Annotated in this window: 11 protein-coding genes; 6 read left to right on the top strand and 5 right to left on the bottom strand. The window is 65.7% G+C overall.

All coding sequences use genetic code 11. From position 1 onward, the window contains the following. The first annotated feature begins 9 nt into the window (after nucleotides 1-9). From FXB40_RS13230 to FXB40_RS13245, 5 genes are all read left to right on the top strand, one after another. Complete coding sequence (locus tag FXB40_RS13230) at nucleotides 10-300, top strand: FAD assembly factor SdhE (protein ID WP_148772629.1); 291 nt, start codon at nucleotides 10-12, stop codon at nucleotides 298-300. Then, complete coding sequence (gene mfd, locus FXB40_RS13235; protein ID WP_148772630.1) at nucleotides 297-3,815, top strand: transcription-repair coupling factor; 3,519 nt, start codon at nucleotides 297-299, stop codon at nucleotides 3,813-3,815. Before FXB40_RS13230 ends, mfd begins: the two co-directional genes overlap by 4 nt. A 143-nt stretch (nucleotides 3,816-3,958) precedes the next feature. Then, a complete protein-coding gene (locus FXB40_RS49875; RefSeq protein ID WP_283812905.1) occupies nucleotides 3,959-4,090 on the top strand; it encodes a hypothetical protein in 132 nt (43 codons plus the stop codon). A gap of 99 nt (nucleotides 4,091-4,189) precedes the next feature. Beyond that, nucleotides 4,190-4,525 carry a hypothetical protein gene (locus tag FXB40_RS13240; protein ID WP_246207585.1) on the top strand — a complete coding sequence of 112 codons (336 nt, stop codon included), beginning with the start codon at nucleotides 4,190-4,192 and terminating at the stop codon, nucleotides 4,523-4,525. Beyond that, a complete protein-coding gene (locus tag FXB40_RS13245) occupies nucleotides 4,518-5,144 on the top strand; it encodes a TerC family protein (protein ID WP_148772632.1) in 627 nt (208 codons plus the stop codon). The genes FXB40_RS13240 and FXB40_RS13245 overlap by 8 nt, the downstream gene beginning before the upstream one ends. Before the next feature lie 147 nt (nucleotides 5,145-5,291). Here FXB40_RS13245 and FXB40_RS13250 read toward each other — a convergent pair whose 3' ends face one another. From FXB40_RS13250 to FXB40_RS13260, 3 genes are read right to left on the bottom strand one after another with little or no spacing between them, the layout of a single operon-like run. After that, complete coding sequence (locus FXB40_RS13250) at nucleotides 5,292-6,128, bottom strand: SDR family NAD(P)-dependent oxidoreductase (RefSeq protein ID WP_148772633.1); 837 nt, start codon at nucleotides 6,126-6,128, stop codon at nucleotides 5,292-5,294. A gap of 2 nt (nucleotides 6,129-6,130) precedes the next feature. Next, nucleotides 6,131-8,383: a xanthine dehydrogenase family protein molybdopterin-binding subunit gene (locus FXB40_RS13255; protein WP_148772634.1), complete on the bottom strand. Its 2,253-nt coding sequence runs from the start codon at nucleotides 8,381-8,383 to the stop codon at nucleotides 6,131-6,133. Between the two features lie 10 nt (nucleotides 8,384-8,393). After that, nucleotides 8,394-8,864 carry a (2Fe-2S)-binding protein gene (locus FXB40_RS13260; protein ID WP_148772635.1) on the bottom strand — a complete coding sequence of 157 codons (471 nt, stop codon included), beginning with the start codon at nucleotides 8,862-8,864 and terminating at the stop codon, nucleotides 8,394-8,396. Between the two features lie 117 nt (nucleotides 8,865-8,981). On the opposite strand from FXB40_RS13260, the gene FXB40_RS13265 reads away from it, so the two are divergent. Then, complete coding sequence (locus tag FXB40_RS13265; protein WP_148772636.1) at nucleotides 8,982-9,875, top strand: LysR family transcriptional regulator; 894 nt, start codon at nucleotides 8,982-8,984, stop codon at nucleotides 9,873-9,875. A gap of 10 nt (nucleotides 9,876-9,885) precedes the next feature. Here the strand turns inward: FXB40_RS13265 and FXB40_RS13270 are convergent, their stop codons facing one another. Further along, entirely contained in the window at nucleotides 9,886-11,109 is a 1,224-nt protein-coding gene (locus FXB40_RS13270; protein WP_148772637.1) for a GGDEF domain-containing protein, read from the bottom strand. Nucleotides 11,110-11,193: 84 nt separating this feature from the next. Continuing rightward, nucleotides 11,194-12,696, bottom strand: a complete 1,503-nt coding sequence (locus FXB40_RS13275; RefSeq protein WP_148772638.1) for a class I adenylate-forming enzyme family protein — start codon at nucleotides 12,694-12,696, stop codon at nucleotides 11,194-11,196. Nucleotide 12,697: the final 1 nt, after the last annotated feature.

The raw sequence follows: 12,697 nt of genomic DNA on the forward strand, positions 1-12,697 counted from the left end.
ATTTGAGACATGACGGGAACGACACGATCGAGCAACGGGCTGGACGACCGCCGCAAGCGGTTGCTGTTCCGCTGCTGGCACCGCGGCACGCGCGAGATGGACCTGATTCTCGGCCGCTTCGCGGATGCCGAGATCGCCAACCTCTCCGACGCCGAGCTGACCGAGCTGGAGACCCTTCTCGAAGAGTCCGATCCCGATCTCTATGCCGCCATCACCGGTGACAAGGTGCTGCCACCTGATGTCACCGGTGCGCTGTTTGCCCGCATCAAGGCCTATCCGATCGCGGACCGCGAGGTATGAAACCGGGAATGAAATCTCCGGCCGAGCTGCTGACGCCCGGCCGCGCGCTGACGCTTGCCAATGTCGCCGAGGGCGCTGAGGGCCTCGTCATCTCCGATCTGGCGCGGGCCATCGCGGCACGGCCGAAAAAGCCGGCCGTCAGCCTTGCTGTGGTCTGCCGCGACGGTGCCCGGATGCAGCAGCTCGAACGCGCGCTGCAATTTTTCGCGCCGGATCTGCCGGTGCTGACCTTCCCGGCCTGGGATTGCCAGCCCTATGACCGTGTCTCGCCGCATGGCGGCGTTCTGGCGCAACGCCTGACCACGCTGGCGCGGCTGGCCCCGCTGACCGGCAGCGACAAGCCGCTGATCGTGCTGACCACGGTGAACGCAATCGTGCAGCGTGTGCCCGCGCGCGAGCTGGTCGCGGCGCAGGCGCTGTCGGTTGCGCCGGGCAATGTCGTGCCGATGGACACCATCATCGCCTGGCTCGAGCACAACGGCTACAACCGCTCCTCGACCGTCCGCGAGCCCGGCGAATATGCCGTGCGCGGCGGCATTCTGGACCTGTTTCCGGCCGGCCTCGAACAGCCGGTCCGGTTCGACTTCTTCGGCGACAGCCTGGAATCGATCCGCACCTTCGACGCCGAGACCCAGCGCACGCTGCTCGACATGCGCGCGCTCGACCTCGTCCCGATCTCGGAATTCCAGCTCGTCACCGACACCATCCGCCGCTTCCGCATGGGCTACGTCGCCGAGTTCGGCGCCCCCGAGCGCGATGACGCGCTGTACGAGGCCGTCAGCGAAGGCCGCCGTCATCCCGGCATGGAGCACTGGCTGCCGCTCTTCCAGGACCGGATGGACACGCTGTTCGACTATCTGCAAGGGGCCGCCGTCGCGATCGAGCCGCAGGCCGAGGACGCCGTCCGTGAGCGCTTCAAGCAGATCCAGGACTATTACGAGGCCCGCCGCGATGCGATGGAGCATCCCGCCGGCGGCGCCATCTACAAGCCGCTGCCGCCTGACAGGCTCTATCTGACCGAGAGCGAGTGGGGCAAACGCCTCGGCGACATCCCGTTGGCGCGGCTGACGCAGTTCTCCGTACCGGCCGACGGCGTGAGCGTCGTCGATGCCGGCGCGCGAAAAGGCCGCGACTTCGCGCCGGAACGTAACGACGGCACGGTCAACGTGTTCGAGTCCGTCGTCGCGCATGTCATGGGCCTGCAGGCGAACCGCAAGAAAGTCGTGATCGCACTCTGGAGCGAAGGCTCGCGCGACCGCATGACCTCGATGCTGCGCGACCACAAGCTGACCCACACCACCAGCGTCAACGCCTGGCGGACGGTGCAGGCGACCCCGCGCAACGAGACCATGCTCGCTGTGCTCGGCTTGGAGGCCGGTTTCGAGACCGACGAGATCGCGCTGATCAGCGAGCAGGACATTCTGGGCGACCGCCTGGTGCGGACGCGCAAGGCCAGCCGCAAGCTCGACAATTTCATCTCGGAGATCACGAGCCTCACCGCGGGTGACATCGTCGTCCACGCCGATCATGGCATCGGCCGCTTTGTCGGCCTGCAAACGCTCGACGTCGCCGGCGCGCCGCATGACTGCCTCGAGCTGCATTATGCCGCCGACGCAAAACTGTTCCTGCCGGTCGAGAACATCGAGCTGCTGTCGCGCTACGGCTCCGACCAGACCACGGTCGAGCTCGATCGTCTCGGCGGCTCCGGCTGGCAGACCCGAAAAGCAAAGCTCAAGAACCGCATCCGCGAGATCGCGGGCGAGCTGATCAAGATTGCTGCCGCGCGTCATTTGCACGAGGCACCCAAGCTGCCGGTGCAGCAAGGCATCTATGACGAGTTCTGCGCACGCTTTCCCTATGACGAGACCGAGGACCAGCTAGGGGCCATCGAATCCACCCTGAAAGACCTCGAGCTCGGCCGTCCGATGGACCGGCTGATCTGCGGCGACGTCGGCTTCGGCAAGACCGAGGTCGCGCTCCGTGCGGCCTTTGCCGTGGCGCTCGAAGGCAAGCAGGTTGCGGTCGTGGTGCCGACCACGCTGCTGGCGCGCCAGCATCACAGGACCTTCACCGAGCGCTTCAAGGGCTTTCCCGTGAACGTGGCGCAGGCCTCGCGCCTGGTCCCGACCAAGGAGCTCAATTTGGTCAAGAAGGGCATCGCCGACGGCTCGGTCGACATCGTCGTCGGCACCCACGCGCTGCTCGGCAAGGCGATCAAGTTCCGCGACCTCGGCCTCGTCATCGTCGACGAGGAACAGCACTTTGGCGTCACCCACAAGGAGCGGCTGAAGGCGCTTCGTTCCGAGGTGCACGTGCTGACGCTGTCGGCCACGCCGATCCCGCGCACGCTGCAACTGGCGCTGACCGGCGTCCGCGAGCTCTCGATCATCGCCTCGCCTCCAGTTGACCGTCTCGCGGTGCGCACCTTCGTCGCCCCGCACGATCCGCTGATGATCCGCGAGGCGCTGCTGCGCGAGCGTTATCGCGGCGGGCAGGCGTTCTACGTGGTGCCGCGCATCGACGACCTCGCCGAGGTCAAGGATTTCCTCGACAAGAACGTGCCGGAGATGAAGGTCGCGGTCGCGCACGGCCAGATGCCGCCCGCCGTGATCGAGGACATCATGACCGCGTTCTATGACGGCAAGTTCGACATCCTGCTGTCGACCACCATCGTCGAATCCGGCCTCGACATTCCCAACGCCAACACGCTCATCGTGCACCGCGCCGACATGTTCGGCCTTGCCCAGCTCTACCAGCTCCGCGGCCGCGTCGGCCGTTCCAAGCTGCGGGCCTATGCGCTGTTCACGCTGCCGGCGCAGCAGAAGATCACGGTGCAGGCCGAGCGCCGGCTCACCGTGCTGCAATCGCTGGAGACGCTGGGCGCGGGCTTCCAGCTCGCCTCGCACGACCTCGACATTCGCGGCGCCGGCAATCTGTTGGGCGAGGAGCAATCCGGCCACATCAAGGAGGTCGGCTTCGAGCTCTACCAGTCGATGCTGGAGGAGGCGATCGTCAACCTCAAGGCCGGCGTGTCCGAGCCCGCCGCCGATCGCTGGTCGCCGACCATCACCATCGGTATGCCCGTGCTGATCCCTGAGGATTACGTCGGCGACCTCTCGGTGCGACTTTCGCTGTACCGGCGCCTCGCCGATCTCGACAGCGAGGAGGAGATCGAGAATTTTGGCGCCGAGATGCGCGACCGCTTCGGCGTGCTGCCGGACGAGGTGCGCTATCTCTTCAAGGTGGCTGCGATCAAGGCGTTCTGCCGCCAGGCCAATGTCGGGAAGATCGATGCCGGTCCGAAGGGCGCCGTCATCACCTTCCGCGACAATTCCTTCGCCCATCCCGACCGCCTGGTGTCGTTCATCCGCAGCTACGGCCAGGCGGCGAAGGTGCGGCCCGACATGAAGGTCGTGTTCCTGCAGGACTGGGAGACCCCGGAAGAGCGCCTCGCCGGCACGACGGAGATCATGCGGCAATTGGCTCAGCTCGCGCAGAAAAAGAAGGCGGCTTAATTTCGATTGCGGTGCATAGTCATGTTGCCGCGCGGTCAAAACCCGCGCGGCGATAGGTAGCATTGCGTTTTTGGCCGCAAAGGCACGTCCTTTAGAGACTGGATTTGATCGATCGCGGGCGGGCTCGCGATAGAGGCCAGCGCATGCTTGAGCTTTGGAACAAATGGTACGAGACCCTGGTCACGGTCGAGACGCTTGCCACCGTCGTCGTGATTGCCGTGGTGGCTGCTGGCGTTATGTCTCTGGTGGAACGTCGGCGTCCGACCAAACATTGATCGAGGGCGGTGTCGGCAAGCCGGCCATTCGGACCAGAAATGGCTCGGTCAATGAGTGGCGCCGGCTCGGTTAGGACGCCCTCTCTGCAAGAGGACAAAATGATTGCTCCTCATGCAAGCTGGACAAGCACGAATGCTCCCCGGCGGGATTCCTTCAGCATGCTCGCGCTATTGAGCATGCTGATCGCGGCTCCCGCAATGTTGATGATCCATTTGCTGGAGTCCGAACTCGTCCTGCCTGCGCTCAGCATTCTGTTTTTCTCAGGCGCAATGATCGCGGCCCTTTTAGCCCGAACAGATTCGAAAAATGTGACGCTGGAAGATGTAACGCTATGGGATATTGCCGGTGCATTCACGATGATGGGTTGCGCCGCGGCGATTTTCAGCGAACCGGATCAAGTGGCACTTTTTTTCGAGCCGCTGACCCGTGATTGAATTTCTCATCACAGATGTCCTGAACGTGCTTTTGCAGGTCGTTCTGATCGACCTCGTGCTCGCTGGCGATAACGCCATCGTCATCGGTCTTGCCGCCGCCGGACTTCCTCAGACGCAACGGGCCAAGGCGATTTTGATTGGCATCGTCGTCGCGACGATGCTGCGCATGCTGTTCGCCGGGTTAGCCACGCAAATCCTCCAGATCGCCGGCCTCCTGCTCGCTGGCGGAATCCTGTTGTTGTGGGTCTGTTGGAAAATGTGGCGGGAGTTGCGCGCCTCCTCCACAGGGCCCGCAGGTGCGAAAGAGGCCGGAGCAAGCGCAGGAAGCAAGCCCCGCAAGACACTCGTCCAAGCGAGTTGGCAGATTATCGTGGCCGACGTTTCCATGTCGCTCGATAATGTCCTGGCTGTCGCAGGGGCGGCACGCGAGCATCCAGTGATCATGATTTTCGGCTTGGGGCTTTCCATTGCGATGATGGGCGTGGCCGCTTCTTTCATCGCGCGCCTGCTGCAAAATCATCGATGGATTGCTTACGTCGGCCTGGCCGTGATTCTGTACGTGGCAGTCGACATGATCTTTCGCGGAACGCTGGATATCATGAGGGTTGCGTCGACATGACATGCGGCCGCGTCGCTTCTTGCGTCTGCGCTGGCCTACCTACGACGCCGCACGCGACGCGTCGGCGGACAGCCGCCCGAGCAGCGACCTTGCCGTATCCGACGGCGACAGCGAGTCCACACTGACGATCAGGCGGGCAACGTGACCTTAGAAGGAGCCGTCTGTCGACTTGGACAGCTCGAAATACGCTCGTAGTTCTTCAAGGCGCGCGTCCAGGGCGGGCTGGACCACCGCAAGCGCGTCGCTGCCGGCCGCGAACTGCTTGGGTGGATTGTCCATCCCGGCGATGCTGACCAGGAAGTCGCCGAGTTTGGCCGGATCACCCTGCTGGGCACCGTGATAGCCTGACCAGATATTTTCCGCGGGACCTTCTGCGGCGTAGTCCTCGATCGTGCTGCCGGCATATTTGGCGTTGCGAGCTTCGAGAAGGTCCGTCCGGAAGAAGCCGGGTTCGATCGCCGTGATCCTGATCCCGAACGGCTCGACCTCGTGGGCCACCGATGCCGACAGGCCTTCGACCGCGAATTTCGCGGCGCTGTAGGCTCCGCAATGCTTGAAGCCGACGACACCCGCGAGCGAGCTGATATTGATGATCCGGCCGGACCTCTGCTTCCGCATCACGGGAAGCACCGCGCGCATCACGTACATCACGCCGTAGAAGTTGGTCGCCATCAATTGCTCGATTTCGGCCGTGCGCAGCTCCTCGAAATTGCCGAGCAGGCTGTAGCCGGCATTGTTGACGAGAACGTCGATGCGCCCGAACGCGCTGATCGCCAAGTCGACCGCAGGCTTTGCCTGTGCCTCGTTGGCGACGTCCAACGGGACGAATGCGAGATTGTCGCCCGTGACGTCGTTCAGGGCCGTGCGGACCTTGTCAAGGTTGCGGCCGGTCGCGACCACACGGTCGCCTGCCTTCAATGCCGCCCGGACAGTTGCCGCGCCGATGCCGCTGCCGGCACCCGTGATGAACCAGACCTTGCTCATGTTCAGCTCTTGCTTTCGATCTTGAAGGGCAGTTGACGCAGTGGCTTGTCCGTCAGCCGCGCGATGGCATTGGCGAACGCGGGTGCCAGCGGTGGCAGGCCGGGCTCGCCCATGCCGGTGGGCGGTTCGGCGCTGGGCACGATGTGGACATCGAACTCGGGTATGTCGGTGATGCGCGCGACTGTGTAGCCGTCAAAGTTGCTCTGTTCGACCACGCCGTCCCTCAGCGTGATCGCAGAACCCGGCAGGCACATCGACAGGCCGGTAACCGCAGCACCCTGCACCTGGGCTTCCACGGTGCGCGGGTTCACTGCGAGATTGCAATGCACGCCGGCGGTCACGCGATGCAGCACCGGCCGGCCATCCTTCACCGAGGCTTCGACCACGTAGGCAACCACGGAATCGAAGGACTCGTGCACGGCCACGCCCCAGGCTCGGCCCTCGGCCAGGCGCGTCTTGCCGTAGCCGCTCTCGTCGACCGCCAGTTGCAACGCATCCCTGTGGCGCGCGTGCTTGTCGCCGAACATCCGCATGCGATAGGCGACCGGATCCTGCTCTGTCGCGCGGGCGATCTCGTCGAGCAGGGTCTCCATCACGAAGGCGGTGTGGGTCGAGCCTACGCTGCGCCACCACAGCACCGGCACGTTGAGCTTGGGATGATGCACGGTCAGCCGCATCGGCAGCGGGTAGGGATCGCGCATGCCTTCGGTGGCCGTGCCGTCGATGCCGTTCTTCACCTGGAACTGTTCGAACACGGAGCCCGTGGTGATGGATTGGCCGACAATGACGTGGTCCCAGGCCAGCACGTTGCCGCGTTCGTCGAAGCCGATGCGGGCGCGGTGCAGGTGCATGGGACGGTAGAAGCCGCCCCGCATGTCATCCTCCCGGCTCCACAGCGTGCGCACCGGCGCGTTCAGCCCGGCGGCGTGCGCAGCCTTGGCGATCTCGCAGGCCTCGACCACCGTGTCGCTCGTACTCGAGAAGCGCCGGCCGAAGCCACCGCCTGCCATCTGCACGTTCACCGTTACCTGCTCGGGCTTGAGGTTCAGCACGCGTGCCGCCGCGCCGGCGTCCAATCCGGCACACTGGCTGCCGACCCACAATTCGGCGCCGCCCTCCGTGAGCGCGACGGTGCAGTTCAAGGGCTCCATCGCCGCGTGGGCGAGATAGGGGAAGACGAACTCGGCATCCAGTTGCAGGGGCGCTGTGGCGAGCGGCGCCATGTCGGCGTCGAACTTGTGCGGGCCGGGGCGGCCAGCCAGCTCGCGATACTGAGCGAGCTGCCGTTCGCTGTCGACTTTCTCCACCTTCGCGGTGTCCCAATTCAGCTTCAGGGCGTCACGGCCCTGCGTGGCCTGCCAGTATCCGTCGGCCACCACCGCGATGCCTTCGGCGCCGCCATCCAGCGGCACGCGCAGCACGGCCTTGACGCCTTTGACGGCGCGTGCGGCGCTGTCGTCCACCGAAGCAAGGCGCGCCCCGAACACCGGCGGACGCGCCACGACCGCGGTCAACTGACCTGGCAGGCGCATGTCGATGCCAAAGTCCTGTAGTCCGCTGCTCTTGGCCCGCGCATCGAGGCGCGGCGTCGGGCGGCCGATGATGCGAAAATCCTTTGGATCCTTCAGCGTAATCTTCTCAGGCACCGGCTGCGCCATCGCGGCCGCGGCCAGTTCGCCATAACCGAGCTTGCGGCCGTCGGGACCAAGCACTGTACCGGCCTGGGTGCGCAGCGTAGCCACGTTGACTTTCCAGCGTGCCGCGGCGGCGCCGATCAGCATGGCCCGTGCACGCGCGCCGAGTTCGCGATACTGCGCAAAACTGTTCTTGATCGAGTGGGAGCCGCCGGTGAGGTGGATGCCGAACAGCGGGTCGACATAGGCGGCATCATTGGTGCCGTGCCGGCTGCGCACCAGGCTCCAATCGGCGTCGAGTTCTTCCGCCAGGATCATCGGCAGGGCGGTGTGCACGCCCTGGCCGAATTCCAGCCGGTTGATCGTCACCATGACCTCGCCATTGCCGGCGATTTGAACGAAGGCTGATGGCTGCTGCGTTGGCTTGAGGGCGCCGGCGGCTTTGCCGCTACCGGCGGCCTCCGCCATCGCGATGTGAGGAAAGGCGCCAAGCGCCAGCCCGGTGGCGCCAGCCAGTTTCAGGAAGCTGCGGCGCGGCAGCGGCTTGGTCGCGGTCTGATCCCGCTCCATCATGTGCTGAAGCGCGCGTGGCAGCTCGCTGTAGTCGATATTGGACAACATGGCGGCTCCTTCAGGCGAGCGTGCGTGCGGCGTCGGCCACGGCGGTGCGGATGCGAGCGTAGGTGCCGCAGCGGCAGATGTTGCCCGCCATCGCCTCGTCGATTTTGTCCGCGGTCGGTTGCTGGCCAGCGGGCAGCGACTTGAGCAGGGCGATAGCGCTCATGATCTGGCCGCTCTGGCAGTAGCCGCACTGCGCGACGTCGTGCTTGACCCAGGCTGCATGCACGGCGGCACCGATGCGATCAGTGCCGTCGGTCGCGGCATCGATGGTGGTGAGTTTCTTGCCTTCGGCGTCTGAGATCGGCGTGATGCAGGAACGAATGGCCTCGCCATCCATATGCACCGTGCAAGCACCGCACTGTGCCGCGCCGCAGCCGAACTTGGTGCCCGTCAGCCCGATGACGTCGCGTAGCGCCCAGAGCAGGGGCATCGCGGGATCGGCGTCGATCGTGACCTCCCGATCGTTCACCACAAGCTTCATGGATTCGCTCCTTATCGACCATCGAGCAGACCGACGCCCGCCGCCAACCAGATAACCCTGGCTGGCGATTCCGATTAGGCGCTATAATCCGCATGAGCTTATGTATGTGGTGCATGAATGAAGCGGGACGATCTGTACGACCTAGCGGCCTTCGCCGTCGTCGCGGAGCACGGCAGCTTCACTCGCGCGGCGGCCGAGCTCAGCATGTCGCAGTCGGCGTTGAGCCATGCCATGAAGGCCCTGGAGGAACGGCTCGGGGTGCGGCTGCTGTCGCGGACCACGCGCTCGGTGTCGACGACGGAAGCTGGCGAGACGCTGCTGCGTTCGCTGGGTCCCGCGCTGGACGAGATATCCTCAGGCGTGAATGCTGTCGGCGCGCTGCGCGGCAAGCTGTCCGGCACCGTTCGCGTCACGGCTACCAAGCATGCGGTCTCGTCCGTCGTGATGCCGGTCTTGCCACGCTTCCTTGCATCGCATCCCGATATCCGGCTGGATATCATCGTCGACGACAATCTGACCGACATCGTTGCGGATCGTATCGACGCTGGCATCCGTTTCGGCGACATCGTCGAAAAGGACATGATCGCGGTCCGCATCGGGCCGGATATCCGGATGGCCGTAGTCGGCGCGCCCTCGTATTTCGCCGATCATCCGGTGCCGAAGACGCCCCGCGATCTCGCCGGCCATCGCTGCATCAACTACCGGCACGTCAGGACGGGTGGGCTTTACGCCTGGGACTTCGAGGAGAAGGGGCGGCCGTTCGAGGTTCGCGTCGAGGGGCCGCTCGTGTTCAACAACGCCGATCTGACTCGAGAGGCCGCCCTGGCGGGGCAAGGCATTGCGTATGTCTACGCGGATGAGGTGGCGTCGGATATCAGGGCCGGACGGCTGAAGCGAATTCTGGAGAGATGGTGCCCGATCTTCCCGGGCTACTATCTCTATCATCCCAGCCGGCGGCAGACGCCGCCCGCATTGGCTGCGCTCATTGCTGCGCTTCGCTACAAGCCGTAGTCGCGGGCGTCTACGACGCCGCGCGCGAGGCGTCTGCCGACAGCCGCCCGAGCAGCGACCTTGCCGTGTCCGACGGCGACAACGAATCCACGCTCACCACGGGATCGCTGCGCATCTCGTGCTTGCCATTGGACGTGTGCTTCATCACCGCCGATAGGCGGCGGGCGATCATATGCGCCGTGCGAAAATCGGTCTCGGCGAACACCACGATCACCGAGCCGTCCTTTTGCGCGGCGCCAAAATCCATCTGCCGCATCAGGCGGCTCAGAATGCGCGCGGCATCGAGCTGCGCGCGGGGATTGCCGGGATCGAACGCGAAGCGCGCCACCGACAGGCCGCCGCCGCGGGCGAGCGTCTGCTCGACCGCCTTGGCAAAATCGCGGGCGAAGGCTTCGACCGTCAACAGGCCGCTGCGCGGATCGAGCAAGCCGCCGGCATCGATCGAGCGCAGCGTGCGGCTCAGTTGCGCTTCCATCGCGTGCTGGCGGATCAGTGGCAGCGCATTGGCGGCGACCTTCGTGGGCTCGCCCACGATCAGCTCGAGATTGGGCAGGTCGTAGCTCTGGGTGAGCTGGTGCGCGGTCACGACCACGGGCAGGTTGCGGAAGCGCGTATCTTCCGCAAGCACCGTGAGGAAAGCATCAGTGACGCGCGGGGTGAAACCGTCCGAGAGCACCACGCCGTCGATGTCCCGCGTGTTGAGATGTTTTGCCGCGGCCTCGATCGAGAGCGCGCCGACCACGCCCGTGCGCTCGCCGAGCGCGACGGAGAGGGCAGGATAAGCCGCACCGCGGCCGATCAGCAGCACGATGGCATCGCGCACCGGATCGGCCTCCGGCAGCGTCACCTTCGACTCCGGCAGCCGGCGCAGCACGGTGGCGTGCAGCGTGCGGATGCGGATCGCGGCGCGCAAACGCGCGATCAGGCGTTCGGCAGCGTTGCCGCGGGTGGCGAAGGGCAGGGCGTTGTGGGGCAGCGAAGCTTGCGCATCCAGCGCGACCAGCGGGAGATAAAGCGGCTGATCGGCGATCTTCCTGGCGAGCAAAGCCATATACGGCTCGTGCCCGAGGGACATCGCGGCGAGGACCGCGGCCGGTTGAACCTCGCCGACGGCGCGCGCCGCGTTCGCCCAGTCGGTGTCGACGACGGGAAAGAGACGGGCCTCGTCGAGCGCCGCAATGAAGGCGGGGCGCCCGGCATTGGACACAAACAGGATCGGGCCCGCCTGGGACATAGGATACTCTGATCACGCAATCGATGCTGCGCAATCTAGTCCGGCTGCCTTAATGCAGCGTCAATGTTTCGGGCGAAACTGCGCTCAAACCGGCCCGGAGCGGTCGCGAAAAGCCTCGACCATCAGGGGGTTAAGGCCAAGCTCGCTGAGTGCCTCGCGGGCGCGGGTATTGTCCTGGGCCCGGCCGGCCAGCCGATGGCCCGAGAGGCGGTCGGGCAGGGCCGTCAGCAGCGCGCCCTGGCCGAGCCGGCGCGCCCATTCCTGGAGGTCGTTGGAGAGGAAGCGATAGCCGCCGACCGCCATGATGCCGGAGGGCGGCGCGGTGATGCAGATCGCGCCATTGGCACGGTCGATCCGTGCGGCATAGCCGGTGTCGACATAGTCGCGCGGCGGCTGTGCGGTCAGCGTCTCGCCGACCGGCTGGGGCGGCGCGTAGGCCGCGATCGGCACCATCGGGCCGCGCAGGCCGAGCGTGCCCTTCGGGGTCAGCAGAATTTCGCCTGCGATCGAGGAGCCGGATTGCTCGCGCGGGGCGCCATGCGGTCCCGGCATCACCGCTACCGGCATGCCGTTCTCGCCGCGTCGTGCGCCGAACAGCCCGGCCTCGCCGAACAGATAGACGTCCGTGAGCGGCGCATGCGGCGCGATCCAGGCTTCGCTTGCGGCCACCTGCTCCGGCGCGCGCCAGAGCCCGATGACGTTGCGCAAGGTCGGCATCCGCGCTGCGAGACCGGAATCGCCGAGGCGCAAAGCGAGCTGGGCCGGCGCGATCAGCACGTCGCATGCGTGCTCGTTGATTTGCTGCTCCAGCACCTCGCTCTCGAAGGGATGATGCAGCGCCAGCGTGCCGCCGCAGAGCAGCCACACCGCGAGCGAGGAGGCGAGGCCCGCGAACGACATCGGCGTGAACGCCGCCATCACGGTCGCGCCTTGCTGGATGTCGGCTTCCAGCGACATCGCAAGCCCGCCGGCGATCAGGCTGAAATGCGGCCGCGGCACCGGGCGGAAGCCCTCGGCTGTGACGTCGAAGGAGATCATCGCCGCCTTGCGGCCGTCCTGGATCACCGCGCGCGTGGTGCCGGGCGGGCGCGTGAGCACATCGTCGAGCGAGGCCATGCCCTCGGGCAGATCGCCACCGAAGCCGAAGACGTGGCGGATCGAAAAGGCCTCGGCGGCTGCATGCATCGCGAGGTCGGCATAGCTGACGCCGTCGACCTTGCTCATGGTGACGATGGCGCGCGCCGCGGTGCGGTTGAGCGCGGCCGCGAGCTCTGCCTGCCGCCACAGCAGCGGCAGCACGGCGACCACGAGGCCGGCGCGATGGGCGGCGAGCACCGTCAGCACGAATTCGACCGTGGAAGGCAACTGGATCGCGATCACCGAATTGGCCGGCAGGCCCGATTCGACGAAATGCGCTGACAGCGCCTCGATGGCGGTGTCGGCCTCGGCGTAAGTCAGCCGCCGCGGCTGGTGTCCGGTGATGCGGGATTTGTTGAGGGGATCGAGCAAAGCGGGCGCGTGCGGCTGCCGCATCAGCGTCCGCTGGAACAGCGTGTCGAGCGTCGGCGATACGGCTGGCTGGTTCACG

The organism is Bradyrhizobium rifense, assembly GCF_008123425.1.
Taxonomy (GTDB): domain Bacteria; phylum Pseudomonadota; class Alphaproteobacteria; order Rhizobiales; family Xanthobacteraceae; genus Bradyrhizobium; species Bradyrhizobium rifense.

What these genes read in the sequence shown, in the direction of transcription:
- FXB40_RS13230 (WP_148772629.1), top strand. Translation starts at nt 10, where the DNA reads ATGACGGGAACGACACGATCGAGCAACGGGCTGGACGACCGCCGCAAG.
- mfd (WP_148772630.1), top strand. Translation starts at nt 297, where the DNA reads ATGAAACCGGGAATGAAATCTCCGGCCGAGCTGCTGACGCCCGGCCGC.
- FXB40_RS49875 (WP_283812905.1), top strand. Translation starts at nt 3,959, where the DNA reads ATGCTTGAGCTTTGGAACAAATGGTACGAGACCCTGGTCACGGTCGAG.
- FXB40_RS13240 (WP_246207585.1), top strand. Translation starts at nt 4,190, where the DNA reads ATGATTGCTCCTCATGCAAGCTGGACAAGCACGAATGCTCCCCGGCGG.
- FXB40_RS13250 (WP_148772633.1), bottom strand. Translation starts at nt 6,128, where the DNA reads ATGAGCAAGGTCTGGTTCATCACGGGTGCCGGCAGCGGCATCGGCGCG.
- FXB40_RS13255 (WP_148772634.1), bottom strand. Translation starts at nt 8,383, where the DNA reads ATGTTGTCCAATATCGACTACAGCGAGCTGCCACGCGCGCTTCAGCAC.
- FXB40_RS13260 (WP_148772635.1), bottom strand. Translation starts at nt 8,864, where the DNA reads ATGAAGCTTGTGGTGAACGATCGGGAGGTCACGATCGACGCCGATCCC.
- FXB40_RS13265 (WP_148772636.1), top strand. Translation starts at nt 8,982, where the DNA reads ATGAAGCGGGACGATCTGTACGACCTAGCGGCCTTCGCCGTCGTCGCG.
- FXB40_RS13270 (WP_148772637.1), bottom strand. Translation starts at nt 11,109, where the DNA reads ATGTCCCAGGCGGGCCCGATCCTGTTTGTGTCCAATGCCGGGCGCCCC.